Source organism: Hymenobacter translucens, from assembly GCF_020685205.1.
GTDB lineage: Bacteria > Bacteroidota > Bacteroidia > Cytophagales > Hymenobacteraceae > Hymenobacter > Hymenobacter translucens.
On the sequence record NZ_JAJERB010000011.1, the window covers coordinates 25,172 to 51,776 of the forward strand.

Annotated in this window: 22 protein-coding genes; 13 read left to right on the top strand and 9 right to left on the bottom strand. The window is 62.3% G+C overall.

Going from position 1 to position 26,605, the window contains the following annotated elements; genetic code table 11:
- Positions 1–68: 68 nt before the first annotated feature.
- The 5 genes from LJY25_RS19405 to LJY25_RS19425 all read left to right on the top strand — a co-directional run bounded on the left by LJY25_RS19405 (position 69) and on the right by LJY25_RS19425 (position 4,000).
- Positions 69–998, top strand: coding sequence for an alpha/beta fold hydrolase (locus LJY25_RS19405; protein WP_227610145.1), 930 nt, complete (start codon positions 69–71; stop codon positions 996–998).
- Positions 999–1,068: 70 nt separating this feature from the next.
- Positions 1,069–1,653, top strand: coding sequence for a DUF7010 family protein (locus tag LJY25_RS19410; RefSeq protein WP_227610146.1), 585 nt, complete (start codon positions 1,069–1,071; stop codon positions 1,651–1,653).
- Between the two features lie 27 nt (positions 1,654–1,680).
- Positions 1,681–2,778 (top strand): sensor histidine kinase, encoded by a 1,098-nt coding sequence (locus LJY25_RS19415; RefSeq protein WP_227610147.1) that lies wholly within the window; start codon positions 1,681–1,683, stop codon positions 2,776–2,778.
- 40 nt (positions 2,779–2,818) lie between these two features.
- Entirely contained in the window at positions 2,819–3,562 is a 744-nt protein-coding gene (locus LJY25_RS19420; protein WP_227610148.1) for a LytR/AlgR family response regulator transcription factor, read from the top strand.
- 180 nt (positions 3,563–3,742) lie between these two features.
- Positions 3,743–4,000 carry a hypothetical protein gene (locus LJY25_RS19425; RefSeq protein WP_227610149.1) on the top strand — a complete coding sequence of 86 codons (258 nt, stop codon included), beginning with the start codon at positions 3,743–3,745 and terminating at the stop codon, positions 3,998–4,000.
- A gap of 82 nt (positions 4,001–4,082) precedes the next feature.
- Here LJY25_RS19425 and paaN read toward each other — a convergent pair whose 3' ends face one another.
- Positions 4,083–5,750, bottom strand: a complete 1,668-nt coding sequence (paaN, locus tag LJY25_RS19430) for a phenylacetic acid degradation protein PaaN (RefSeq protein ID WP_227610150.1) — start codon at positions 5,748–5,750, stop codon at positions 4,083–4,085.
- A 200-nt stretch (positions 5,751–5,950) separates the two neighbouring features.
- Between paaN and LJY25_RS19435 the strand changes: the two genes are divergently transcribed.
- Positions 5,951–8,794: a S8 family peptidase gene (locus LJY25_RS19435; RefSeq protein ID WP_227610151.1), complete on the top strand. Its 2,844-nt coding sequence runs from the start codon at positions 5,951–5,953 to the stop codon at positions 8,792–8,794.
- 94 nt (positions 8,795–8,888) lie between these two features.
- Here LJY25_RS19435 and LJY25_RS19440 read toward each other — a convergent pair whose 3' ends face one another.
- The gene (locus LJY25_RS19440; protein WP_227610152.1) at positions 8,889–10,181 is read right to left on the bottom strand and encodes a Y-family DNA polymerase; all 1,293 of its coding nucleotides are present in this window, start codon (positions 10,179–10,181) and stop codon (positions 8,889–8,891) included.
- Positions 10,182–10,194: 13 nt separating this feature from the next.
- Positions 10,195–10,644 carry a LexA family protein gene (locus tag LJY25_RS19445; protein ID WP_227610153.1) on the bottom strand — a complete coding sequence of 150 codons (450 nt, stop codon included), beginning with the start codon at positions 10,642–10,644 and terminating at the stop codon, positions 10,195–10,197.
- 251 nt (positions 10,645–10,895) lie between these two features.
- Here LJY25_RS19445 and LJY25_RS19450 point away from each other — a divergent pair, with 251 nt between their 5' ends.
- On the top strand, positions 10,896–11,144 hold the full coding sequence (locus tag LJY25_RS19450; RefSeq protein WP_227610154.1) for a hypothetical protein: 249 nt from the start codon (positions 10,896–10,898) through the stop codon (positions 11,142–11,144).
- Between the two features lie 80 nt (positions 11,145–11,224).
- On the opposite strand, the gene LJY25_RS19455 is transcribed toward LJY25_RS19450, so the two are convergent.
- The gene (locus LJY25_RS19455; RefSeq protein WP_227610155.1) at positions 11,225–11,758 is read right to left on the bottom strand and encodes a metal-dependent hydrolase; all 534 of its coding nucleotides are present in this window, start codon (positions 11,756–11,758) and stop codon (positions 11,225–11,227) included.
- A 146-nt stretch (positions 11,759–11,904) separates the two neighbouring features.
- Positions 11,905–14,196, bottom strand: coding sequence for an aconitate hydratase (locus LJY25_RS19460; protein WP_227610156.1), 2,292 nt, complete (start codon positions 14,194–14,196; stop codon positions 11,905–11,907).
- Between the two features lie 268 nt (positions 14,197–14,464).
- Here LJY25_RS19460 and LJY25_RS19465 point away from each other — a divergent pair, with 268 nt between their 5' ends.
- Complete coding sequence (locus LJY25_RS19465; RefSeq protein ID WP_227610157.1) at positions 14,465–15,778, top strand: peroxiredoxin family protein; 1,314 nt, start codon at positions 14,465–14,467, stop codon at positions 15,776–15,778.
- Positions 15,779–15,873: 95 nt separating this feature from the next.
- On the opposite strand, the gene LJY25_RS19470 is transcribed toward LJY25_RS19465, so the two are convergent.
- Complete coding sequence (locus tag LJY25_RS19470) at positions 15,874–17,295, bottom strand: cytochrome P450 (RefSeq protein ID WP_227610158.1); 1,422 nt, start codon at positions 17,293–17,295, stop codon at positions 15,874–15,876.
- Between the two features lie 161 nt (positions 17,296–17,456).
- Between LJY25_RS19470 and LJY25_RS19475 the strand changes: the two genes are divergently transcribed.
- On the top strand, positions 17,457–17,759 hold the full coding sequence (locus tag LJY25_RS19475) for a hypothetical protein (protein ID WP_227610159.1): 303 nt from the start codon (positions 17,457–17,459) through the stop codon (positions 17,757–17,759).
- Positions 17,760–18,036: 277 nt separating this feature from the next.
- Here the strand turns inward: LJY25_RS19475 and LJY25_RS19480 are convergent, their stop codons facing one another.
- A complete protein-coding gene (locus LJY25_RS19480; protein WP_227610160.1) occupies positions 18,037–19,017 on the bottom strand; it encodes a polyprenyl synthetase family protein in 981 nt (326 codons plus the stop codon).
- A gap of 143 nt (positions 19,018–19,160) precedes the next feature.
- Between LJY25_RS19480 and LJY25_RS19485 the strand changes: the two genes are divergently transcribed.
- From LJY25_RS19485 to LJY25_RS19500, 4 genes are all read left to right on the top strand, one after another.
- A complete protein-coding gene (locus LJY25_RS19485) occupies positions 19,161–20,036 on the top strand; it encodes an alpha/beta hydrolase family protein (protein WP_227610161.1) in 876 nt (291 codons plus the stop codon).
- Between the two features lie 211 nt (positions 20,037–20,247).
- The gene (gene folK / locus LJY25_RS19490; RefSeq protein ID WP_227610162.1) at positions 20,248–20,733 is read left to right on the top strand and encodes a 2-amino-4-hydroxy-6-hydroxymethyldihydropteridine diphosphokinase; all 486 of its coding nucleotides are present in this window, start codon (positions 20,248–20,250) and stop codon (positions 20,731–20,733) included.
- A 242-nt stretch (positions 20,734–20,975) separates the two neighbouring features.
- Positions 20,976–21,440 carry a hypothetical protein gene (locus LJY25_RS19495; RefSeq protein WP_227610163.1) on the top strand — a complete coding sequence of 155 codons (465 nt, stop codon included), beginning with the start codon at positions 20,976–20,978 and terminating at the stop codon, positions 21,438–21,440.
- A 94-nt stretch (positions 21,441–21,534) separates the two neighbouring features.
- On the top strand, positions 21,535–22,404 hold the full coding sequence (locus LJY25_RS19500; protein WP_227610164.1) for a tetratricopeptide repeat protein: 870 nt from the start codon (positions 21,535–21,537) through the stop codon (positions 22,402–22,404).
- A gap of 94 nt (positions 22,405–22,498) precedes the next feature.
- Here the strand turns inward: LJY25_RS19500 and fabD are convergent, their stop codons facing one another.
- Together fabD and LJY25_RS19510 are read right to left on the bottom strand one after the other, a co-directional pair.
- Positions 22,499–23,386: an ACP S-malonyltransferase gene (gene fabD / locus LJY25_RS19505; RefSeq protein WP_227610165.1), complete on the bottom strand. Its 888-nt coding sequence runs from the start codon at positions 23,384–23,386 to the stop codon at positions 22,499–22,501.
- A 221-nt stretch (positions 23,387–23,607) separates the two neighbouring features.
- Positions 23,608–26,472: a T9SS type B sorting domain-containing protein gene (locus LJY25_RS19510; RefSeq protein ID WP_227610166.1), complete on the bottom strand. Its 2,865-nt coding sequence runs from the start codon at positions 26,470–26,472 to the stop codon at positions 23,608–23,610.
- Between the last annotated feature and the right edge of the window lie 133 nt (positions 26,473–26,605).

A 26,605-nucleotide genomic window follows, 5' to 3' on the forward strand; every position in this document is an offset into this window, starting at 1 on the left:
ATCTGCTTCCGCTCAGGGGCCGTCTGCGCTAGGTTTGAGCCATCAATCAACCCAAAACGCACTACCCCATGAACCTTTCCGCTACCCTCCGCTCCCTCGCCGCCGCCCTGCTCCTGACCGGCTCCACCGCTGCCTTCGCTGCCCCGCTCGCCACCGCGGTGGTGGCCGACTCGCCCGCCGCGCACCCCGGCTTCACGGTGAAAGTAGTAGGCAAAGGCAAGCCCATGCTGCTGATTCCCGGCCTGACCTGCCCCGGCGCGGTGTGGAACGAGACCGTGGCCCATTACCAGAAGCAGTACCAGTGCCACATCATCTCCCTGGCCGGCTTCGGCGGTACGCCAGCCCAGGCCTCTACCGACAACCTGCTGCAGGGCGTGCGCGACCAGCTGCTGGCCTACATCAAGACGCAGAAGCTCAACAAGCCGGTAATCGTCGGTCACAGCCTCGGCGGGTTCCTGGGCCTGTGGCTCAGCACCACCCAACCCGACGCCGTGGGTCCGCTGGTGATTGTAGACTCCCTGCCCTTCATGGCCGCCATTCAGAACCCGGACCTGACCGCGGAGCAGGCAAAGCCCATGGCCGAGGGCATGCGCAAGCAGATGAGCCGGGGCAAGATGCCGATGGCCCAGCAGCGCATGATGGTAACCAGCCTGATTACCGACACGGCCCGCATCAGCCTGGCCGCCCGCTGGGGTCAGGCCTCCGACCCTGCCACGGTAGCCCAGGCCATGTACGATATGTCGACCACCGACCTGCGCCAGGACCTGGCGCGCATCCAGCAGCCGGTGCTGGTGCTGGGTGCCTGGGCCGCCTACAAGCAGTACGGCTCGACTATGGAAAGCACCCGCGCCATCTTTGCCCGGCAGTACGCCGCCCTGCCCCAGCACCGCATCGAGATGTCGGAAGCCGGCAAGCACTTTCTGATGTGGGACGACACCCAGTGGTTCCTGGGCCAGGCCGATGCCTTCCTGAAGCAGGCGGCCGTGGCAAAGAAATAACGCGGGGCCTGTCATAAAACGCAAAACAAGCCCATCTTGCGGGCTACTTTCCAGCTCTTTCTCTCCTCTTATGCTCCTCGAAAAGGACTTCCAGGCCCTGAAGCTCGAGCTTTCGGCCAAAGCAAAGAACGGTCTCGACTTTATCCTGGCGGCTACCCTGGTCTGGCTGCTCCTCACCGTCATCTGGACCCTGCCCGGCACTCCCACGCGCAACGGCTTTATCACCTTCTTCGTGGGGGCCCTTACGCTGCCCCTGGCCTGGCTGTTCTCGAAGCTGCTGGGCACAACCTGGACCATCAAGAGCAACCCGCTGCAGCCCCTGGGTTTGTGGCTGAACTTCGCGCAGATGTTTTATTTCCCCTTCCTGATCTTTATTTACTCGACGCAGCCGCAGTACTTTATCATGACCTACGCCATTATCACGGGGGCGCACTTCTTTCCCTACGCCTGGTTCTACAGTGCCCGGGCCTACGCCGTGGCGGCCGGGGTGCTGCCGCTGGGCGCCTTGTTTCTGGGACTGCGCTACGCGGGTACGGCTCCTTATCTGGTTCCGGCTTTCACTGCCGGCGTGCTGCTGCTGCTGGGCGTGTTTCTGCGCTTCGGCTACCGCAAAAGCCGGGACCTGTACGCCCAGGCCGTCCCGGCGCTGGCTTAGCCCCGGCACCCTATACCCTTACTGCCCATGTCGCGCATCTCTGCCCGCAAGCGCCTGTACTGGACCCTGCAGCTGACCGGCTGGTCGCTCTACGGGGTGGTCGGAATCGTCTTTTTCGTCATCTACGGCCGCCTGAACATCTACTTTGTGGGGGTGGAGCTGCTGGTGATATCGACGCTCCTGCTGCTGAGCCACCTGCTGCGCAACTACATTCACCGCCACGGCTGGCTGCAGCTTTCCATCGGCCGCCTGCTGCCCCGGGTGCTGCTCGGCACGGCGCTGGTATCGGTGGTCTGCCAGGTGATTGTCGGCACGCTGGTCACCTTTGTGCTGCGCCCCCCGGCCTCCGTGGGCGGCACCGCCAACTGGCAGCAGTACATCGGCTACGCCCTGCAGACGGATTTCGTGATGTGGATGTGGTGCGCCTTTTACTTTGGCCTGCACTACCTCGACAGCTACAAGCAGGCCGACGTGGACAAGTGGAAGCTGGCCGCCGCGGTGCAGGAAGCGGAGATGCGCACCCTCAAGGCCCAGATCAACCCACACTTCATGTTCAACGGCCTCAATAACATCCGGGCATTGGTGATGGAAGACCCCGCCCGGGCCCGCGACATGATAACCCACCTCTCCGATTTGCTGCGCTACTCCATCCAGCTCAACAGCGCCGAGCGGGTGCCGCTGGGCCGGGAGCTCGAAATCGTGGAGCACTACCTGCAGCTCGAAGCCCTGCAGCTCGAGGAGCGCCTCACGTACTCCCTCGACGTGGATCCGGCGGCCCTGCCCGTGCTTATCCCGCCCATGACGCTGCAGCTGCTGGTGGAAAACGCCATCAAGCACGGCATTTCGCCCCGGCCGGCCGGGGGCTTCATCACCCTTACCGCCCAGCCCGATGCCGGCACTGGTCAGCTGCACGTCGTCGTGCGCAACACCGGCCGGTTTGAGCCCCGCCCCGGGTACGAGGGGGTGGGACTGCGCAACGCCCGGGAGCGGCTGCAGCTATTGTTCGGCGCCTCGGCCCGGCTCCGCATTGCCAACGACCCCACCGGGCCCGATACGGTGGTAGCCACGCTGGAGCTACCCCTGGCCGCTCCCCTCCCCGAGTCGCTGCTCCGGGCCGCCGTCTAGTTTCGCTTCTCAACCCACTTCTGTTTTTTACCCTAGCCCTATGAACGTTCTGCTGGTCGATGACTCCCGCCTGGCCCGCACCGAGCTCCGCCACCTGCTCCGGGCCCACCCGCAGGTCACCATCGTGGGCGAGGCCCGCCACGCCGAGGAAGCCCGCGCCCAGATCCGGGAGCTGCAGCCCGACGTGCTGTTTCTCGACATCCACATGCCCGGGCAGAACGGCTTCGAGCTGCTGGCCTCGCTGGAGGCGGCGCCCCACGTCATCTTCACCACGGCCTACGACGAGTATGCCCTCCGTGCCTTCGAGGTGAACGCCCTGGACTACCTGCTCAAGCCGGTGCAGGAAACCCGGCTGGCGGCGGCCCTGGAAAAAGCCCTGGCCCAGTTTCAGTTCCCGGCTGCGGGTGCCCAGCCCGCGGTTCCGGCCGAGGACCCCGCCCCCACCCCGCTTACCGAGCAGGACCAGGTGTTTGTCAAAGACGGGGAGCGGTGCTGGTTTGTGCGCCTGGCTGATATCAAGCTGTTCGAGATTAACGGCAGCTACACCCAGATCTACTTCGAGCAGCACCGCCCCCTGATTCCGCGCACGCTGCAGCACCTGGAGCAGCGCCTCGACCCGAAAGTATTTTTCCGGGCCAACCGCCAGCAGATCATCAACCTGAAGTGGATTGCCGGTATCGAGCCCTGGTTTAGCAACACGCTCAAAATTATGCTGCGCGACGGACCCGAGGTAGAGGTTTCGCGCAAGCAGTCGGTGCTGTTTCGGGAATTGATGAGCTTATAGCGGGCCGCGGACCGGGTAGAAATGCCCCCTTGCGCTGCGCTGCTATAGGGGAGTCACGGGAAAGTGGCATAGATTGTGCGCCCAATAAATCCTTTCCAGACTGGAAACAGTATAAACCGGTATCAACCGTATGATATCAGGTCACTTTGGATTGGATATCTTCTCCCCTGATTCTGCCCCATGAAAACGCTACTCTCTCTTCTCTGCGGCAGCCTGCTTATTGCCGGCTCCGCCTGCTCCACCCAGGATTCGGCTAGCAAGAATCCGCGCAACTACCGCTCAACCGCCAGCGAAGCAACCCGGCGGCCCAACGACAAATCCAAGTTCCGGAAAACCCGCAGCCCGGGCTTCGGCATCGACCTCAAAGCCAACGACCCCTACAAGGCCAAGTCGGTAAAGGCGCCCAAAAACTACAAGTTCAGCAACAAGCCCAAGTAGTGGGCCGGTATTACTTGCACCCATAAAAAAGCCCCGACCTGTAGCAGGTCGGGGCTTTTTTATGGGTGCTGCCCTGCAGCATTTAGGCAACCGGCTCGCGGAAGCCAACCCAGGTGAAGCGCTTAATTACAAACTCGGGATTGGTAAAGGAGGCATTGCCGGCCGGGTTGCCGCCCGTGACGTGAAAGTCGGAGAAGCCCGCGTTCTGGTTCACGTAGATACTGCCGGTCAGGTTAAACGAAACGGGGGTGCCGGCCAGGCTCATCTCGTCCATGATCTGCTCTTTCACCTGCTGGTCGGTGGTGTAGGCGCCGCAGCTGATAGCGCCGTATTCCCGGGCCAGCTGGGCCGCCAGTCGGATGCTTTCCTGCGTATTCTCGGTTTTGATGATCAGCATGATAGGCCCGAACAGCTCCTGGCTGAACTGCTCGATGCGGGAAGCATCGACCTCGTGAATGCTGGCCGAGCAGGTGCGGGCATTCTGGAACACGGGATGGTCGACCTTGCCGGGAGCCAGCACGCTGCGGCCCCCGTCGAGAACCAGCTTTTCAACCCGCTCCTGGGTGGCCGGGCTCTGAATGGCCCCGCACACGTGGGGCGCCACCTTGGGGTTGGTAGTTAGTCCGGTCACGGCCGCGGCCAGCTTCTGCACCACGTCCTCATACGGCACCAGCTCGTCGCCGACCCGCACGCCGCCGGCCGGAATAAAGAAGTTCTGGGGCGCGGTACACATCTGCCCCGAGTACAGGCTCACTGAGAAAGCCAGATTCTGAGCCACCTTGTCGAGGTCGTCGCAGGAATCCAGGATGATGGAGTTGACCCCGGTTTTCTCGGTAAACACGGTTTTGCCTTTCAGCCCTTCCACGTACTCGCCAAACTGCGAGCCGCCGGTGTAGTCGATCAGCTTGACGGCAGGGTTCTCGCACAGGTCCTTGGTGATGAGCCGGTCGTCGGCATCCACGGCCAGCTGGCAGATGTTCGGGTCCAGGCCGTGCTCGGCCAGCACCTTCTGCACCTCGGCCACGACAAGGGCAATGGGCAGCACGGCCTTGGGGTGGGGCTTTACAATGACGGGGTTGCCGGTAACGAGCGAGGCAAACATGCCCGGCACGGAGTTCCAGGTAGGGAACGTGGAACAGCCGATAACCAACGCCACGCCCTTGGGCACGGCCCGCCAGGTTTTCTGCAGGGTGATGCTGTACTTGCCCATGGGTTTTTCCCAGCGCGTTTCTTCCGGGAAGCGGGTCTGCTCCTCGTAGCCGGCGGCAATGGCCTCCAGGGCCCGGTCGGCGGCGTGGGGGCCGCTGGCCTGGAACGACATCAGGTAGGCCTGCCCGGTGGTGTGCATGGTGGCGTAGGCAATTTCAAAAAACCGCTCCTTCATGCCGTCGAGGGCATCGGTGAGCAGCGCGGCCCGGGCGGCGGGCTTGAGTCGGCGCCATTCGTCGAACGCGCCCTGGGCCCGCTCCACCAGCGTGCCGGGGGCAAAAAACGGGTACTTCACGCCCAGGCTGACCTGCTCGTAGGGCGACTCCTCCTGGCCTACCCACTGCTCGGGCGCCTCCTGCAGCAGCTCAGTGAAGTTCTGGTTGCGCAGGGCCTCAAACTTCTCCCGGCCCAGCCGGTCGGCATCCGGACCATAAATTTCGGGGGAAGGATTTTCGGGAAAGGCTGCGAAAAACGTGCGGCCGTGCAGGGCTTTTACCGCCGTGTCGAGGGTAGCCTGGTGCTTACGGGTGGTTTCGGTCATAAGGGATTGAGAAAGAAGCAGGAGGGGATGCGGGGCGGAGATGAATTAATTCAGCAGAAACCTCGTCTGTGAAAAGATAAAGCAGCACGGGGCGCTTAAATTTACGTAAAGAACCCCGAGTAGCCCAGGCCGCTTTACGGCCCGGGATGGCGACGGTTCCTGCCGTCGTTTCGCTGACTTTCCGCCCTGACTTTGCGCGTATGAAACACCTGCTACCTTCTCTGCTTGTTGTCCTGACCCTGCTCGGCGTTTCCGGCGCCCTGCTGCCGGCCACTGCGCAGGACTTGCCGGGTAAGCCGGCGGTTTCGCCCGTGCAGCCCGGCACCCTGGTGCTCAAGCTCCGGCCCGAGCTGCTGTCGGCAGCCCCGGACCGCACCGGCGTCGCTGCCCTCGATGCTGAGCTTCGGCGCCTCGGCGCTGTGCGCACCCAGCAGAAGTTTCCGCGGGCCGTGCCGCCCAGCCGGGAGCAGCCGGGCTCGGTGGAGCTGCGCACGATCTATCAGGTGTGGTTCGGCCCCCAGGTTTCCCTGGCGGCGGCCCGGGCGGCCCTGCTCAAAACCGGCACGCTGCTTTACGCGGAGCCAATGTACGTGCGGGCTCCGCTCTACCTGCCCAACGACCCCCTGGCCGACTCCACCCTCTCGATTCCGAACGGGCAGTACCACCTGAAAACCATCCGCGCCTACCAGGCCTGGGACGTTACCAAGGGCGACACGGCCATGGTAATCGGCGTAACCGATACCGGCACCAGCTTCACCCACGAAGACCTTCGCAACCAGGTGAAGCGCAACTACGCCGACCCCATCGACGGCATCGACAACGACAACGACGGATACGTGGACAACTTCCGCGGCTGGGACCTGGCCGACCGCGACAACGACCCCACCCTGAATACGCTTATCTTTCAGCCGCTCCACGGGTCCCTGGTGGCCGGAGCCGCCGCCGCCGAAACCGACAACGGCCGGGGCATAGCCGGGGTCGGCTTTAAGTGCCGGTACCTGCCCCTGAAAATCTATCCCAACACGCCGACCGGCAGCTTTGCCGGCTACGAAGCCATCGTGTACGCCGCCGACCACGGCTGCCAGGTTATCAATGCCTCCTGGGGCGGTCCGGGTGGCCGCTCGGAGTTTGAGCAGGACGCCATTACCTACGCCGCCATCAACCGAAACGCCGTTGTGGTGGCCGCGGCCGGCAACACCAACGCCGAGCTCGACTTCTACCCGGCCAGCTACGACCACGTGCTTTCGGTCACGTCCTCCGCTCCCACCGACCTGAAGTCGGGCTATTCCACGTACAGCTACCGCGTGTCGCTCTCGGCACCCGGCGAGCTGGTGATGACCACCGTGGGCAACTTCGACACCAGCTACGAGCCCGTGGGAGGCACCTCGTTTTCGGCGCCCCTGGTGGCCGGGGCAGCGGCTTTGGTCCGGGTTCGGTTTCCACAGTTCAACTCGGCCCAGGTGGCGGCCCAGCTCCGGCAAACCGCCGACGACATCTACGGCCGGGGTTCGAATGCCACGTTTCGCGACAAGATCGGAACGGGCCGCCTGAACGTGTTCCGGGCGGTTTCGCTGACCGACCGGCGGGAAGCGCGGGTGGTGAGCAGCACGTTTGCGCCCGCAAAAAAGGCCTACGCCCCTGGCGACACGCTGCGGATTACCGTGGACGTGCAGAACCTGCTGCAGCCGGTCACCAACCTAACCGTGACGGCCACTTCGCTTTCGCCCCACCTCACCGTGCGCCAGGGCACGTTCAACGTGGGGTCGCTGGCTACGCTGGGCCGGGCCGCCAACACGACGGCTCCGTTCCGGCTGGCGGTGGCGGCCAATGCCCCGCTTAACACCCGCGCGGTGCTGCGCTACCGCTTCACCGCCGCCAACGGCTACCAGAGCGACCAGTTCGTAACCATTATCCTGAACCCGGATTACGTGGTAATGAACGCCGGGGACCTTAGCCTGACGGTAACCAGCCGCGGAAACCTGGGCTACGATGCCCTCGGCTCCGACCTCGGCGAAAGCGTAACGTACAAGGGAAGCGCGCCCTTGCTCTACGAAGGCGGGCTGATGGTAGCCACCTCCCCAACGCGCGTTGCCGACCGGGTACGCAACGATCGCAACTCCTTCGACCGCGACTTCTACTCCCAGAGCCAGATTGCTTTCCGCAGCCCGCTCCGGGCCGACCAGGAAGCCGCCGGCGCCTTTCAGGATTCGCTGCCGGCTCTGACCCGCAACCGCTCGGTGGGCGTGCGGATCCGGCAGCGGGCGTACGCCTGGGCCACCGCTCCCCACCGCGACTACGTGATTGTGGAGTACCAGCTAAAGAATAGTACGCCCGACACGCTCCGCCCCCTCTATGCCGGCCTGTACATGGACTGGGACGTGGTGCCGGAGGCCAGCCGCAATGCGGCCGCCTGGGACTCGGTGCGGAACATGGGCTACGTGTACGATCGGGTGAATGCTACTACCTACGCCGCCGTAAAGCTGCTGAAGGGTGGAGCCCCGGTCTGCTATTCCATGGATAACAACGCTCCTACCGGGGCTCCGGTGCGGCTGCGCGACGGGTTCAGCAACGCCGAGAAGTTCATTACGCTAAGCAGCGGCACCCAGCAGCGCACGGCGGGCGCATCGGCGGGCGTCGATGTTTCGCAGGTCGTAGGCGCAGCTATAGGTCGTTTGGCTCCCGGCGACTCCACCGTTGTGGCGTTTGCGGTGCTGGGGGCCAACTCCCTGCCGGCCCTGCAGGCCGCCGCCACGGCCGCCCAGACCCGCTATAATGCCGTGCTGGCCAGCCGGCCGGCAGTAGCCGAGACCATGTGGCAGGTGTATCCGAACCCGGCGCGCGGCCAGCTGCGGGTGGAAGTACCGGTGAGTTTCGCGGCCCGGGAACTGTGGCTCGTCAATACCCTGGGCCAGACGGTGCGACAGTCGGCAGTCAGCAGCGCTACAACCCTGCTCAATCTGCAGGGCCTGGCGGCAGGTGTATACGTAGTGCAGGTGCGCAGCTCCGGTGCTACCCTGACCCGCCGGATTGTGGTTCAACCCTGATTTCCTGGCCCTCAGCGTGCTGAAGCCGCGCTCTACCCGGCCGCATCAGCCTGCGCACCGGCTTTAGAGCCGGCTTGGCTGCTGAGGGGTTGGATCAGCAGATAGTCCACAGCTGCTCCCACTCGGTGGTGTAGGCCGCGGACGGAAAGGCGCAGCGCCCGCGCCAGGCGGGTGCCGGACCCGCCGCGGCGGCCAGCCGCACCGTTTGTCGCCCCAGTCGGGTATTCAGCGCATCCAGGGCTGTCATGAGCCGGTGACTCCGCTCCCGCTGCTCAGGCGTGGCCTCAAACAACCCAAACTGTGCCTGCCCGGCCGGCTCCAGGCCGCTGAGCAGGATTCCGGCCCGGTAATAGGCAACACCGGGGCGGAACACCCGGCGCAGAGCCGTCAGTGCGGCGCGGCTCAGCTCGCCAGTGTCGGCCGTGGCCAGCGCCAGCGTCACGACCCCGGTGCGGGTAGCCAGGCCGGGATTGGCGTATCGGTCGGTACCCAGCAGCACGGTTACCACGTGCGCCTCCAGGTTATAGCGACGAAGCTTCTCGGCTCCCCGGGCCATAAAGGTGGCAATGGCTTCGCGCACCACCGCCCACTCCTGCTGCGGCCGGCCGAAAGAGCGGGTGCAGGTTACGCTGTGCCGCGACGTGCCTTGCTTCGGGGGCGCAGCCTGCTCACCAAACTGCTCGGCCAGGCAGGGCTGCCCGTTCAGCTCCCGCCAGAGCCGCTGTCCCACTACCCCGCCCAGATGGCGCCGGGCCCATCCTTCCGGTAAGTTTGCCAGATCGGCAGCCGTCACGACGCCCATTGCCAGTAATTTCTGGGAATACTTTCGCCCCACCCCCCAGACTGTGCCAACGGCTGTGTCTTGCCGGGCTGCGGCTTGTTTTTCCGGCGTTGCTAGTACCATCACCCCCTGCCCACACTTGCGGGCCAGCCGGTTGGCCAGCTTGGCGAGGGTTTTGGTGGGCGCCACGCCCACGCACACGGGCACCCCCACCTGCTGCCGGACGGCTTCCCGGATTGCGTGCGCACAGCTTTCCAGGTTTGGGTAAAGCAGCTCCAAACCGGTCAGCTTCAGAAAAGACTCGTCGATGGAATACGGCTCGGCCTCGGGTGAGAAGCTGCTTAGAACCTCCATGACCCGCCGGCTCATGTCGCCGTAGAGCGCGTAGTTGGATGAAAACACGGCCACCCGGTGCCGCTCCAGCGTGGCGCGCACCAGATGGAAAGGCTCCCCCATTTTCAGGCCCAGCGCCTTTGCTTCGTCGGAGCGGGCAATCAGGCAGCCGTCGTTGTTGCTGAGCACCACTACGGGCCGGCCAGCCAGCGCGGGCTGGAAAACCCGCTCGCAGGACACGTAGAAGTTGTTGCAGTCGACAAGAGCGTACATGAGGCGGCGGGGGCTAGTTGCGGCCAGTACTCCCAGCAGCCTTTCGGCTGACAAAGGAATGAATGACGTGCGTGACGACGCCCCAGATGTCGAGCCGGGAATCAGCCAGCAATTCCAGGGCCGGGTAACGGTCGTTTTCGGCTTCCAGCCAGACCCGCCCGTGCCGGCGCCGCAGGCGCTTCACGGTATGCTCCCCGTCCACTACCGCCACGACAATATGGCCGTCGGCCGGCGCAATGGCCCGGTCCACCGTGATTATGTCACCGGGGTGAATGCCGGCACCGGTCATGGAGTCGCCGGTAATCCGGGCCAGAAAGGTAGAAGCCGGGTGGGTAAACAGATAGCGGTTCAGGTCTAAGGGCTGTTCCTCGTAATCTTCGGCCGGTGAGGGAAAGCCCGCTGGAATCAGGCAAGTATAAAAGGGCAGCTTCAGCGCCAATAGCTCGGCAGGCAAAGTCAACATCACCAGTGCACACATCAGGATTTTCCGGCAGGATTAGACCAGCCGGGCCGCTATTTACTAAATTTGTTAGCAAATTGTTTTGCCTTGGGACTGTTTTCGTTAGGAAAGGCTTTAGACCAGGTGCCGATCCGATTGTTTTTCCTGAAAAAAGTTCCCGGGAAAAAGAAAAAATATTAGCTGCCTCAGGAAAACAGCCAACAAAATAAATAACTAATAATTTTAGTTTTTATCAAAAATCGTTATCTTTGCATATGTCGAAAGTAAAGCTCCCAACTCCGCTTCCTGTTCAGCAGTTTGCCCGCTGCATCGACGCCAGCCGCCGGCCGGCGAACTACATTGGTGAGTGGCCCGAAGCCGGACGGGTGTACCCGGTGAAAGTACTTCCCAATGCCCGCACCGGCCAGCCTCAGGTGCACGTGCTGGGCTTCTACGTCGAGGCGCCCTACGGTGCCTTTGCCGTGCAGCGCTTCGAGCCGGTGGCCAACGTATGGCTTAACTAGGCGCCCGGCTCTTTCCGCCACCTCTTATCTGGCTGCTCCCTGACGGGAGCAGCCAGCTTTCTTTTATGGCTAGTGCTCTACTAACCAGGCTTGCGCTTTTTTGCTAAGCGTGCTACCACCACGGCAAGTGCAGTAGGTAGCCAGAGCCACGTGAACTCGCTAAGCATCGTGGCTACCCCGCGGGCAGAGAAGAACCCGCCTCCGATGGGCGACACCCGAACCGGATGAACCGGAAAAAAGTACCGCTCGGCACTCAGGGGCGCCCATAGCGCGACGCCCAGCCCGCCGTTCGTGAGCATATCCAGCAGGGGATGGGAAAGGGTAGCCAAAGCCAACCAGCCGGCCCGCTGCCACCACTGGCTGCGCGGAGCCTGGCGCCAGCCGATACCCGCCACTACCAGCCCGGTCAGCAGCGCAAACGCTACCGAGTGGGTGAAGCCGCGGTGGCCCCACATGCTCGCGTAGGGAATACCCAGCTTAAAGGTAACGGCGTCGAAATCGGGCAGGATGGCGCACAGGGCCGTCAGCAACCAGAGCCGGCGCGGCTGGGGGCGAGCATGTAGAACCCGGGCGGCACCCAGGGCAACCACGGCGTGCGTAAAGACGGTGGGCATATATTCGGCTTGATGTGCGGCAAAGTAAGCAGGATCCTATCCTGCGCATCCACACTCCCGTTTCCTACCCGCGACCACCTGAAACTGAAACGGCCGCCCCGGAATTTCGGGGCGGCCGTTTGGCACTACCTGAAAAGAAGGTTGGCTTACTTCTGCGACAGCACGCTGCCACCAGCTTCCTTCAGACGGATCAGGTTCAGGGCCGATCCGGCCTTAAACCACTCAATCTGCCCTTCGTTATAGGTGTGGTTGAGCGTGATGAGGTCCGTGTCACCGTCGGCGTGGTGCAGGCGGGCCTGCAGCGCAACACCGGGCGCAAACGTGGTCAGGCCAATGATGTCGATGGTGTCGCCTTCTTCCAGCAGGTCGTAGTCGGCCTTGTTGGCGAAGGTCAGCGCCAGCATTCCCTGCTTCTTGAGGTTGGTTTCGTGAATCCGGGCAAACGACTTCACGATGATAGCGCGCACGCCGAGGTGGCGGGGCTCCATGGCGGCGTGCTCGCGGGAGGATCCTTCGCCGTAGTTCTCATCCCCAACCACAACCGAGCCGATGCCCTGGCCCTTGTAGTTGCGGGCTACCTGGGGCACCGTGTTGTACGGCGTGCCCTGGGTCAGGAAATCCTTTACCGAGTTGGCCTCACCATTAAAGGCGTTGGTGGCCCCGATCAGCATGTTGTTGGAGATGTTGTCGAGGTGGCCGCGGTACATCAGCCAGGGCCCAGCCATGCTGATGTGGTCGGTAGTGCACTTGCCCTGAGCTTTGATGAGCAGGCGCAGACCCATCAGGTCGGTGCCTTCCCAGGGCTTGAAGGGCTCAAGCAGCTGCAGACGGTCGGAGGCCGGGTCTACGATTACCTGCACCTGAGAGCTGTCGGCGGCAGGAGCCTGGTAGCCGGCATCTTCCACGGCGTAGCCCTGGGGCGGCATTTCCAGGCCGCGGGGCTCGTCGAACTTCACCGGGCCGTTGGTGCCCTGGAGCGTGTCGGTGAGGGGGTTGAAGGTCAGGTCGCCGGCAATGGCGAAGGCCGTCACGATTTCGGGCGAGGCCACGAAAGCGTGGGTGTTGGGGTTGCCGTCGTTGCGCTTGGCGAAGTTGCGGTTGAAGCTCGTGATGATGGAGTTCTTGCGCTTGGGGTCGGTGGTGTGGCGGGCCCACTGGCCGATGCACGGACCACAGGCGTTGGCCAGCACCACGCCGCCCATCTGGGCGAAGGTGTCGAGCAGACCGTCGCGCTCCACGGTGTAGCGCACTAGCTCGGAGCCGGGCGTTACGGTAAACTCGGCATTCACGGTCAGGCCCTTGCTCACGGCCTGTTCGGCAATGGAAGCGGCGCGGGTGATGTCCTCGTAGCTGGAGTTGGTGCAGGAGCCGATCAGGCCGACTTCCAGCTTCTCGGGCCAGCCATGCTCGCGCACGGCGGCGGCAAACTCGGAGATGGGCCAGGCTGCGTCCGGGGTGAACGGACCGTTCACGTAGGGCTCCAGGGTGTTCAGGTCGATTTCGATCAGCTGGTCGTAGAAGTTGGCCGGGTTGGCGTATACTTCATCATCGGCGCGCAGGTGCTGGCGCACGCCGTTGGCGAGGTCGGCTACTTCGGCCCGCTCGGTGCCGCGCAGGTAGTCAGCCATCTTCTCATCGTAGCCGAACACCGAGGTGGTGGCCCCGATTTCCGCGCCCATGTTGCAGATGGTGGCTTTGCCGGTCGCGGAAAGGCTGTCGGCGCCGTCGCCGAAGTATTCCACGATGGCGCCGGTGCCGCCTTTCACGGTCAGGATGCCGGCTACCTTCAGGATTACGTCCTTGGGAGCCGTCCAGCCGTTGAGCTTGCCGGTGAGCTTTACGCCGATGACCTTCGGAAACTTCAGCTCCCAGGCCATGCCGGCCATTACGTCGACGGCGTCGGCACCGCCCACACCGATGGCAATCATGCCCAGACCACCCGCGTTGGGGGTGTGGGAGTCGGTGCCGATCATCATGCCGCCGGGGAAGGCGTAGTTTTCGAGCACCACCTGGTGGATGATGCCGGCGCCGGGCTTCCAGAAGCCCAGGCCATATTTATTCGATACCGAAGCCAGGAAGTCGTACACTTCGCGGTTGGCGGTGTTGGCTTCGGCCAGGTCTTCCTGGGCGCCTACGCGGGCCTGGATCAGGTGGTCGCAGTGAACGGTGCTGGGCACGGCAGCCTGGGTTTTGCCGGCCTGCATAAACTGGAGCAGGGCCATCTGGGCGGTGGCATCCTGCATGGCCACCCGGTCGGGGGCGAAGTCGACGTAGGAAACGCCCCGCTCGTGAGCCTTGGTAACGGTACCGCCGTAGAGGTGGGAGTACAGAATTTTTTCGGTCAGGGTGAGCGGACGGCCAACGGCAGTACGGGCGGCTTCGATGCGCGCGCCCATTCCGGCGTACACGGCCTGAATCATTTCTAAGTCAAACGCCATAAGTCAAAAGGAAAAAGTGAAAAGCTCCGGTCCCGGAGCGGGTACGCAAATATAGGCGGCGACGGTTGCGGTACCCAAACTTTTAATAGGGTGCGCTGCTGCCGCCTTTCCGACCCTCATACGGGCCCGCGGGCCGCGGGGCTGGCACCGTTGAGGTAGCCACAGCCGACTTCGCAGAGGCCGGCATCCGGCTTCCCGCCATTCTGCATTTTTAAACTATCAACTGCCGTGGATAGTTTAGCCGCGAATTACTCTTCCCTTTCTGACCATGAACGCCCGTTCCTTTTTCATAAAATCTACCACTGGCCTGAGCCTGCTGCTCGGCGCCGCGGCCTGCCAGTCCAATTCGTCGTCTTCGGCTACCGAAGCCGCCGGCGGCGCCCCCCAACTCACGGCCGGCACCTGGCGGGGCGCGTTATCGGCCCAGGGCCAGGAAATTCCGTTTCTGTTCGATGTAGCCCAGGAAAACGGCAAGACCACCGTCACCCTGCGCAACGGGGAGGAGCGGCTGAAGCTCAACGAAATCACCTCGGCCGGCGACTCCACCACCATCCGCCTGGGCGTGTTCGACGCGGCCCTGGTAGTGCGGGCCGACGGTGAGGGCAAGCTCAAGGGCGCCTGGGTGAAGTATGACGGCAAAGAGCCGTACCGGGTGCCGTTCACGGCTGAGAAGGGCGCAACCGGGCTCGTAGATGAGCCGAGTAGCCCGGAAACATTTGCTTCCTTCGACGGCACGTGGCGCGTCACCTTCAAAGATGAGGAAGGCAAAACCTACCCGGCCGTGGGTGTCTTCAAGCAGGATGGCTATAAGGTAACGGGCACGTTTCTGACGACTACCGGCGACTACCGCTACCTGGATGGCTATGCTTCGGGCCGTACGCTGAGCTTGAGCACCTTCGACGGCAGCCACGGCTTCCTGTTCACTGGCACCACCGACACGGCTGGCACTGGTGACAACTATCTGAAAAAGCCTGCGACCCACATCAAGGGCGACTTTTACTCCGGCAAGTCCGGCCACGAAACCTGGACGGCTGTGAAGGACCCTAACGCCAAGCTGCCCAACGCCAACACGCTCACCGGCATGAAGCCCGGGCAGAGGCGCCTCGACTTTAAGTTTCCGAGCATCTACGAAGGCGGCAGCATCTCCCCCACCGACCCCAAGTACAAGGGCAAAGTAGTGGTGGTGCAGATTCTGGGCTCGTGGTGCCCCAACTGCATGGACGAAACCAACTTCCTGGCGCCCTGGTACGAGAAGAACAAAGGCCGCGGGGTCGAAATCATCGGCCTGGGCTTTGAGCGGACGCCCGACCAGGCGCTGGCCTCCCAGAAGCTGCTGAAGATGAAGCAGCGCATGAACGTGGGCTACGACTTGGCCGTGGCCGGCATGGCCGACAAGGATTCGGCCAGCAAGAGCCTGCCCCAGCTGGCCCAGGTACTGGCTTTCCCCACCACCATCTTCCTCGACAAAAAGGGCGAGGTGCGGAAAATTCACACCGGCTTCTCGGGCCCCGGCACCGGCAAGTACTATGAGCAGGAAATTGCCGAGTTCAACCAGACCATCGACCAGCTGCTGAAAGAGTAGCTATTTCCTGAGCCAACAAAAAACCCCGTACTGAAGAGCACGGGGCTTTTTTGTTACAGACTGCCCGCCTGACATTATAGAAAAACGCCCCCGGCTCAGCGCAGCCGCAGCCGGACCTGAAAGTCGCCCCGGGGCCGCAGGGTAATCAGTGGCTGGGTAGCTACCGGCGGCTGCCCGTCGACCCACTCCACCCGGAACTGCCGCAGCAGCTCGAGCGTGACGAGCTGCATCTCGGTGAGGGCAAACTGCATTCCGATACACAGGCGGGGCCCGCCGCCGAAGGGCAGATAGGCCGGCGGGCCCATGGAACCGGGCGCCGGGGCGAAGCGGGCTGGGCGAAACGAGGCGGGCTGCTCCCAGTGCTTGGGCGCGTGGTGCAGGCCGTAGATGTAGAGTGAGAACAGGGTGCCTTTCGGGATGTGCATGCCCTGGTAGTCGTCATCGGCGAGGGCGACGCGGTCCACCATCCAGGCGGGCGGAAACAGGCGCATGGCTTCCTGCACCGCGTGCAGGGCCCGGCTCAGACGGGGCAGCTCCTCGAAGGCAAACCTGTCAGCGGCTTTTTCGGGCGGGCGCGACGCCAGCACGGCCGCCGTTTCGGCGCGGATGGCTTCGGCTTCGGCGGGATGATGGGCCAGCAGGTACGACAGCCAGGTCAGGGCGTTGGCGCTGGTTTCGTGGCCGGCAATAAGCAGGATCAGGGCTTCGTCGAGCACCTGGTCGGGCGTCATGGGCTCCCCGGTGTCCTCGTAGCGCACGTCGAGCAGCATCTGCAGCAGGTCGTCGGGCGGGGCCGGGGCGCCAGGCGCATCGTTGGCGGCGCGGCGCTGGGCAATGTAGCCGCCGAGCAGGGCGCGCAGGTCGGCCGTGAGCTGGTCGTGGTAGCGGAACCGGCCGCTGAGCTGGTGCCAGGGCTTGAGGTAGGGCTGGCGGATGGTACCCGTGTAAAACGCCTGAATCTCGGTGATTAGCCCGGCCACCCGGTCCAGCTCAGCATCCGAGAAGTTGGTACTGAACACCGAGCGGGCAATGACGCGGAACGTGAGCTGGGTCATCAGCTCGTGGGTCTGGATGGTGACGGCCCCACCGCTGGCCTGGGCCCGGGCAGTCAGCGGGGCCAGGGTATCGGCCACGATTTCCTGCATCAGCCCCGTAAGGCCCGCCACCCGCTGCCGGTGAAAGCCCGGCTGAATGAGGCGGCGCTGCCGCAGCCAGTCGGCGCCCTCGTTGGTGAGCAGGCCGTGGCCCACGTAGCGCGAAAACCCCTGGGTGAACTGCGACTTGGCGTAGTTGCGGTGGTTTTTCTGCAGGATGTGCTGCATCAGGCCCGGGTCCTGGGTGAGAATCGACTTCTGCATGCCGCCGATATAGAGCTGCACGGTGTCGCCGTAGCGGGCCATGGTGGCGCTGATAACCGCAATCGGGTCTTTGGCCAAGGAAACGGAGCGGAGCAGGGACTGCCAGCGCGGCACCTTGGGCACTGCAACGCCGGAAGCGGGGGGAGCGGGAGCGGTCATGAGAAGCGGAATTAGCGGGGGCAACGGCCAAAAGTAACCACCTCAGCAGCAACCCGGCACCCGGTTGGGCTTATCTTTTTTCCGGACCGGCACGTACAGCCTTCCGGGCCCCGGCCCCACCCTATTCCGTTCCCTCTTCCTCAACCAAACCCCTTCCGCGTATGTGGATTCAGCAAAACCCCGATGCCCTGGCTCCCCTCGATGAGCTGCAGGGCCGTACTGTCGGCCTTAAGTTCGCCTGCAACCACTGTCATACCGAAGTCTTCACCGACCTGATCGGCGTACCGGCCCCCGACCACCTGGCCAACTCCATCGAAGACGACGGGCAGTTTGAAAAAGAAGAAATCAAGTGCCCCGGCTGCGAGATGACCCACGAAATCACCGTCAAGAGCACCTTCGAAGGCGTTCGGTTCGACGTGTCGGAAGTGGAAAACGGCAGCGTCAGCTACCAGGTGACGGCTTAAGCTTCAAGCGGCAAGCTTCAAGCCACAAGCTTTTTTAGGCCTGTCATGCTAAGCAGAGCAAACCGCAGCCGTCAGTCACGGACCTTTCTCTGATAAGGAGCGAGTTTTATAAAATACGCAAAGCCCTTTACCAGCAACGGTAGAGGGCTTTGTGTTGATACCGGAGGTCTGCGGGTTTTGCAAGGACGGTCCTTGACTACGACCTGCGGTTCGCTAGATCAGGCTGACAGGGGTAAAAAACTTGCGGCTTGAAGCTTACAGCTTGTAGCTCAAAAACCTACTTCTCCCGCTCGATGGTGTAGTTGATGAGCTGCTCCAGCGAAGTGCGTGCGGCCGACTCGGGGAAGGTGTGCAGCAGGCGAAGGGCTTCGTCGCGGTAGCTTTTCATGCTTTGGATGGCGTAGTCCAGGCCCCCGGACTTTTTCACGAAGTCGATGACAGCCTGCACCCGGTCACGGCGGCCGTCGTTGTTCTTCACGTTGAAGATCATGCGGCGCTTGGTGAGCCAGTCGGCCTGCTGCAGGGCGTAAATCAGCGGCAAAGTCATCTTTTTCTCTTTGATGTCGATGCCCACGGGCTTGCCGATTTCGTCGGTACCGAAGTCGAACAGGTCATCCTTGATCTGAAAGGCCATGCCCACCTTCTCGCCGAACAGCCGGGCCCGCTCCACGGTGTCCTTGTCGGCCCCGGCCGAGGCCGCTCCCACGGCGCAGCAGGAGGCAATCAGGGAGGCGGTTTTCTGGCGGATGATGTCGAAGTACACGTCCTCGGTGATGTCGAGGCGGCGGGCTTTTTCGATCTGCAACAGCTCGCCTTCGCTCAGCTCCCGCACGGCCCGGTTCACGATCTTGAGCAGGTCGAAGTCGTCGTGCTCCAAAGCCAGCTGCATGCCGCGGGAAAGCAGGTAGTCGCCCACCAGCACGGCAATCTTGTTTTTCCAGAGGGCGTTGATGGAAAAGAAGCCCCGGCGGTAGTTGGATTCGTCCACCACGTCGTCGTGCACCAGCGTGGCCGTGTGCAGCAGCTCAATCAGGGCAGCACCCCGGAAAGTGGCTTCGGGCAGGGGCTCGCCCCCGCTGATCTTGGCCGTGAAGAATACGAACATGGGCCGGATCTGCTTGCCCTTGCGCTTCACGATGTAGCCCATGATCTTGTCCAGCAGCAGGACATTGGTTTGCATGGACGCCCGGAACTTGCGCTCAAATTCCTCCATTTCGGCCGCAATCGGGGCCTGTATCTGGTCAAGGGTAACGTTCATGCAGCGGGCGGGAGCAGCGGGCCCCGCCGCACGGGCGGCCAGGGCGCTGCAATGATACGGGGCAGGCCCGCCGATTCCTAACCAACACCCCGGCCTGGTGGTTTTAGCCGCGTACTTTTACCGCTCGTCCTCTGTTTCTGCCGATGCCTGCCTCCGCCCCGCTTACTGCCGTTGAGTTTCTGCTCACTTCCCCCCACCACGCCCGGCCCATTGCCGTGGACGTCCGCTACCTTCCCGACGGGCAGCCCAAGCCGGTGGTGGTGTTCGTGCACGGGTTCAAGGGGTTCAAAGACTGGGGCCACTTCAACGTGCTGGCCGATTTCTTTGCCCGACAGGGCTTCGTGTTTGTGAAGCTCAACCTGTCGCACAACGGCGTGGTGCCCGGCGGCACCGGCGACCTGCAAGACCTCGAAGCCTTCGGGCAAAACAACTTCAGCCTGGAACTCAACGACATCGGCACCGTGCTCGACGCGCTGTTTGATGGGCGCGCGGAGCTGCCCGCCGCCGAGCTAAACCTGAGCCATCTGGCGCTGGTAGGCCACAGCCGGGGCGGCGGGCTGGTGCTGCTCAAGGCGGCCGAGGATAAGCGCGTGCGGGCAGTAGTGACCTGGGCGGCCATCGGCAACGTGAACCCGGGCTGGACCGAGGAACTGATGCAGCACTGGCAGCGGCAGGGCGTGTTTCACGTCGAGAACAGCCGCACCAGGCAGCAACTGCCGCTGTACTTTCAGATTGTGGAAGACTACCACCAAAACCGCCTCCGCCTCGATATTCCCCACAACGTGCGCCGCAAGCTGCGCCAGCCCCTGCTCATCCTCCACGGTGACCAGGACGAAACCGTACCCATGAGCCGGGCCCACGAGCTAAAAAAGCTGAAGCCCGATGCCGAGCTGCTCGTCCTGCCCGGCGTGACGCACAACTTTGGCGGCGCCCACCCCTGGCCGTCGGCCGGGCTGCCGGCCCAGTCGGAGCAGGTAGCCGAGGCCACAGTGTCGTTTCTGCGGCGGGTACTGGCTTGATAAGCATTCTGTGGCAGAGCATCAGCCGCGCCCAGCAGCTTCGCACCACCACGGTTGTAGACTTTTATGCCCAATTGCCGGCAGAAGTCTACAGCTTTGTAGACTTCCTTTGAAAATACGATCAAAAGGTCTACAATGCCGCGCGAACGGCTCCACCTCGGTATCCAGCCGGCATAACTGTTCCCAGGCTTCTTGATCATTATTCTTCCCAATGCCTACCGCCTACCTCCTGCTCGGCTCTAACCTTGGTGACCGGGTCAGCCAATTGGGCTTTGCGGTCGAGCAGCTGGCTGGGACCGGGCACGTAGTGGCTGTTTCGGGCCTGTATGAAACTGCCGCCTGGGGTCTTGAAGACCAGCCGCCGTTCCTGAACCAGGCTGTGCAACTGGAAACCACCCTGCTGCCCGAACAGCTGCTCGATGCCTGCCAGCAGGTGGAAACCCAGGCCCAGCGCCGCCGCGACCTGCGCTGGGGCCCTCGTACGCTCGACGTCGACATCCTGCTTTACGATAACCTGATTATCGACACTCTAAGGCTGCAAGTGCCGCATCCGCGTCTGCCTGAGCGGCGCTTTGCGTTGGTGCCCCTGGCGGAGCTGGCGGCTTCGGCAGTGCATCCGGGGTCGATGAAAACGGTGGCCGAGCTACTGGCCGGGTGCCCGGATACACTGGAAGTGGTGCGGATAGAAAATCAATGATAACAGTCCGGAAGGCTGCACCCCGGCAGCTCACTTAAACTTTCAATAGATTAGCACGGCTCGCCGGAACCCTTCAATACTGGGTAAACAAGCAACAAAGCTGCCCGCCTTTTTTGGTACTCTGTGCATCTTTATCTCCGGCTTCAGCGGCAAAAGGGCTCTTAAACAGCTCTGTTTCTTTTATTATTTCCGCTCATGAAGTTCATAGAACAACATAAAAACATCTCTCCCCTTAAACAGTCATGAATATTTGCATAACCGGTACCGTCACAATTTCCGCCGAGTTGAAAACCATTTTTGACTACGTTGCAAATCTTGAGAACGACAAATCATGGCGAAAGGAGATTAACTCAACAACGATGTCAACAAGGCCGCAAATCAACGCCTTGGCGACCGAAAACTCATACCTGTCAAAACGAGTCCCGAACAACGTACTACATCTTTCCTGTATAGCGTTTGCTCCAAACCAAGAGGTTATTTATCAAACTGTACCCGAATCAGAATTCTTTTTAAAAAGCATTAGGCAAGTGAACCGGACCGCGCAAAATAAAACAGCGCTGACCTATTCAGTGGAGTTCGACAAGGCCATTGTCAAGCACGGCCTCGGCTTTCCCCTACCATCCATAATTATAAAATATGCGGCTAAGTCTGACTTATCCAAGTATTTAACCACCCTAAAATCCATCCTGGAAAGCAGCCGCACCTAGAGCAGTAGCGGCACTTGAAAAACCACCTGTTTAAAGTTGTTTGATTTACTACCTCTGAGCATCTCTCCTTATTGATTTATAGCTGCACCCATCTATGAAAAACATTCTACTCCTTCTGGTTTGCCTATGCGTGCTTACATCGGCTGCGGCACAAACCGAGGCCCAGAAAGCCTACGAGCAAGGTCTTCAGCAAGCCCAGGCCGGCAAGCTGGATGAAGCCATCACGCTGTTCAGCAAGTCAATTGAGCTGCAGCCCGACGACTACTTCGCGTGGTACAACCGCGGCATTGCCCGAAATATGCTTGGCCGGCACGCCGAGGCCCTGGCCGACTTCTCCCAGACGGTAAAGCTGGCTCCTACTTACAAGAAGGGCTACCTGAACCGCGGCATCACCCAAAGGCGACTAACCAATTACGAAGGTGCCTTCGCCGATTACGCGTATGCCATCAGGTTGGACCCTGGCTACGGCGAAGCATATTACAACCGGGGCCTGCTATATGAGCTTCTAAGTAAAAAAGACTCCGCCTGCGCCGACTTTAACCGCGCGAATAAGGCGGGCCTACGCTCGGCTCAGACCAAAGTGGCTGCCTGCAACGACCCGGCCAGCGCCAAGCCCACCTACACCATCCAGCGCCTTACCCAGAGTGCCACCACTAAAAAGTACGGTTTCACGGCCGAGCAGCCCGTTATGGTCGGTACCGGCCCCAACGGCGGTCCGGCTAACCAGCGCGCCTACTTGGACCTGCTGCGTGACCCGCAGGGCAAGCCCATCAAATACAAGCGCCTGGGAGGGTGCTGTGAGTACAAGTCGGCCAACGGCTTTTTAGGCCTAGCCATGCTGGACCGCTATGAAATAACCTACCTAGCGGCCAACGGGAAGGAGGCTACCGCGGTGGTTTACCTGTCGTTCTACGATTATGAAGAGCCCAAAGCCCTGCTGGGCTTCACCTCGACCGGCCAATAGTAGCGGCCGGCACTCTGCTGACGGACTACCCCCTACAAAAAACCGGCCGCCCCAGATAGTTCTGGCGCGGCCGGCTTCGTCTTACTAAACAGTACTACACCATGGCGGAGGAGCCGGCAACTTCGGGGGCAATCTTCTTCACCAAACCCTGCAGCACTTTGCCGGGGCCGCACTCCACGAACTCGGTGGCGCCGTTGGCTACCATGCGCTGCACGCTCTGCGTCCAGCGCACCGGGGCCGTGAGCTGGCGCACCAGGTTCTGGCGGATTTCGTCGGGGTCGGTGTGAGGGGCAGCATCCACGTTCTGGTACACCGGGCAGATACCGGCGCGGAACTGCGTGCTTTCGATAGCCCGGGCCAGCTCCGCCTCCGCCGACTGCATCAGCGGGGAATGAAACGCCCCTCCTACCGGCAGCGGCAACGCCCGCTTGGCACCGGCGGCCTTTAGCTGCTCACAGGCCAGCTCGACGCCGCGTTGGGAGCCGGAAACGACCAGCTGCCCGGGGCAGTTGAAGTTGGCGGCCACGACTACATTGCCGCCCTGGGTAATTTCCTGGCAGATGCGCACCGTGGTGTCGTCGTCGAGGCCGAGAATGGCGGCCATGGTGCCCGGCTGCTCCTGGCAGGCGGCCTGCATGGCCTGGGCGCGCCGGGCTACCAGCTGCATAGCGTCTTCAAACCTCAGCACTTTAGCCGCTACCAGGGCCGAAAACTCGCCCAGGGAGTGCCCGGCCGTCATAGCCGGCTTCAGGTCAGGCAGCACGGTGGCCAGGGCCACGGAGTGCAGAAAGATGGCCGGCTGGGTGACGTTGGTCTGGCGCAGGTCCTCGTCGGAGCCGGTGAACATGACGTCGGTAAGGCGGAAGCCGAGAATCTCATTGGCCTGGTCCATCAGCTGACGGGCAGCAGGCTGCTGCTCGTACAGGTCGCGGCCCATGCCGGTAAACTGGCTGCCCTGGCCGGGGAATACAACTGCTTTCATGCGGGAAGTGGTGATTTAGCTAGTAGCGGATACCTGTTGGCTGCTAGCCCTGGTTCTGGTTCAGAAAAACAATGGTTGGTTGATAGCCGATGCCGGAAGCCGCTACGGAGAGCAGCGTCAGGACATGGGCAGGACGCTCGGGCGGCAAGATAGCAGGAATAAAAAAACCCGCATCCGGAGCCGGATGCGGGTTTTTGAAGGGCTAACTGCTTAACGGCAGCTTAGCGGGTGATTTCCACCCAGCCTTTGTAGGTCCGCTTCGTGTTGTTGAAGTCCGCAAACTCGACCTCGGCGTAGTAGTAGTACACGCCTTCGGTCACCTTCACGCCGCGACGGTTTTCCCCGGTGCTGCCGCCACCGTCCCAGTTGATGCGGGGGTCGGTGTTGCCATCGTAGATCTTCACGCCCCAGCGGTTGAACACCTGGAAGTGAACCTTCCGCACCGGGCTCGACACCTTGGGCACAAACGTGTCGTTGATGCCGTCCCCGTTGGGAGTAAAGATGTTGGGCAGCAGGAAGAACAGGCAGTTGTCCTTGCACTCGATGTTGCTCAGGGCGCTGCGGTTACCCGAGGCATCCACCGACTGCACGGCGTAGCAGCCGGCCGGCGAAGTCAGGGCCCGGTGCTGGTAGCGCATCTGCGTCACCGAGTCGAGCAGGGTAAACGGTCCTTCGGCGGTAGGCCGATAGAAGATGCGGTAGTAGGCAATGGCCCGGCTGCAGTCGGTAGGCGTGTTGCCCAGCGTCCAGGTCAGCGTGTTGGCGTACGTGTCGCTCGGCCGCGGGAACGAAGGCAGGGCCGCCAGACTGTCGCAGTTGGTTACCGACAGCGTCAGCACCGGTGGGCAGGGCACCGCGTTGAGGGCAATGCACCGCTCCTGGCTTTTGTTGAGCAGCGGATCCGGCAGGCGTGCGTTGTTGTAGGTGCCATTGGTCAGCACGTAGTAGCAGTAGGTTGCTCCCTTTTGCAGCGGGGCCGCGGTTGTTCCCCGGTCGGTGTACGTGCCCCCGGTTGCCGTGCCCGTCACGGTGGCAACCTGCACGTAGGTAGAGGAACCCGGGTCGCGGCGGAAGATGGTCGTGGGGCGCTGGGCGTTGTTCCACGGCACCGAGTACGTCCAGCGCACGGCGATGCTGTTGGTCGTCGGGTCCGGGGTGCCCTCCACGCGTACGGTAGAGGCCGGACCTGCCGTTTCAATCAGCTCTGCCGAGCCCGGCGACGACTGCGCGCTGCTGAAGAACTCCAGCCGGTAGCTATAGGCATTGGCGGCCGTGTTCAGGTTCCGGTCCACGAACGTCGTGTCGTTCAGGCTGGCAATGGTCTGAATCAGCGAAAAAGCTGTCGGCACGGGGTTCTGGCCCACGGCCCGGTACAGGCGGTAGCCCACGGGCGGGAAGAAGCCGGCATTGCTGGTCGGCTTGGTCCAGCGCACCGTTACCTCGCCGTTGGCGGCATCGGTGCGGTCAACCGTCACGTTGGTAAACACCGCGCTGCGGCCGGTAAACGATACGCAGGCTTCCTGGGAAGCAATGCTTTCCCCGCCGCCGGGCTCGGGAAAAATGGCGTAGATGCGGTAGCAGTAAGTTTTGCCGCGTTGCAGGTTGGCAGCATCCACGTAAGTCGTCGCCGTAACGGGCACATCCGCTATGCGAACGTAGCCCGACGAAGCCGGAATACCTGTTTCACAAGCGCCGGGGGTCCAGGTCGAGGGATTCTCCTTGCGGAAGATCAGAATCCGGCTGGCGTTTCGGCAGGTATAGGCATCCCAGGTCAGCTGGGCCGAGCTGGAAGTAAGCGTGCCGGCGCGCAGGTTGGCCGGCGGCGGGCCGACCACGGTAATCTGCCACACCCGCTGGTCAATCAGCGGAGTGCCCGACGCAGACGGCTGGTCCTCGGCCCGGAATAGTACCTGATAGGGCAAACGGCGGACGTTGTTGCAGTCAGGGGTCCAGGCGAAGGAAGCCTGGGCATTGGTACCGAACTGAGTCTGGGCAAAGGATGCGGAGGGCGTAACCGTGCCCAGGGGCGGGATGATGCCGCCAAAAGCCGTCAGCCGAACGGGGTTACCATCGGGGTCAGTGGCCGTGATGGTGCGGGCCAGGCGCGTGCCGGCCACTACGCAAACGTCGGCCGGGGTGAAGATGGCGGGCCGGATGTTCGAGGTAGGCCGTACCGTAATCTGCATGTCCCGGACAACCTCCCCGATGTTCTGGGGTCCGAAAGGGGTGATCCGCCATTCCCGCACGACAAACGCGACGTTGTAGTCGCCGATGCCCTGGCTGCTGGGTGAGTTCCACACCAGCTGTCCGGTAAAGCCATCCAGGGTAAACGTCGCTGGCTGTCCGGGCAAAGCCCCGGGAAAGACCACCTGCACGCCACCCGGCGACACGCTCTGGTGGTTGGGATATTGATAGTTGGGGACCGGAACCGGCTGGGGGTTGTTGTTGAGCGGAGGCCGCTCAACCGCCGCAATTCCGCCCGGCTGCTGCAGGCAGATGCGGAGCTCAAAGCTAAGCGAGTCGCCATCGGCGTCGTAGGCCCCGGGGTTGTGCAGATACACCTGGTTCGCAGCGGCCTTGTCGACGGCCGGGGCCGTGAGCACCGGCGAATGGTTGATGCCCAGCGCCGGATCAATGGTGAAGGTGGTGGAGATGTAGAAGTTCTGGTTCTGCGAGTCGCTCATATTGCGGATGTCGCGGCTGCGGTTTTCCCCAATGTGGCTGACGGTATAGGTGCCCGGAGCATTATAGGTATGCTCGAAGAAATAGGTGTTGCGGTAGGTGTCGGGTGCAATCTGAACCTGGCTGGCCCGGCGCACGGCGCCCCGTCCGCTGTAGGTGTTGTCGCCGAAGAAAATGGTTTCGTCGGGGTTCTGAGCTGCCTGCGAAGCCACGTCCGTGTAGGTAATCATCTTAAAAAAGATGCGGCGGGGGTTGCGGGCCGGTGTGGTGTCGGTCTTGGCCTGAATGTCGCCGGCGCGGATGTGGGTCGCCTCGGCGGTGGAGGCCAGTCCTGATAATGCCAATAAAACCGCCACCCAGACCAGCACCGGCCCGGTGACGCGACGTGGTAATGGAATATTCATATGAATGACCCGTTTAGGAAGCAAAGGAAAAACAAGAAGAGAAGGTGAGGAAAACCCGACTGGAAACCTAACAAAAATTCGTTCTACCGGGTTATGTACTAGTCCTGAAGCTCTAACGGCGGGAGCGGCAGAT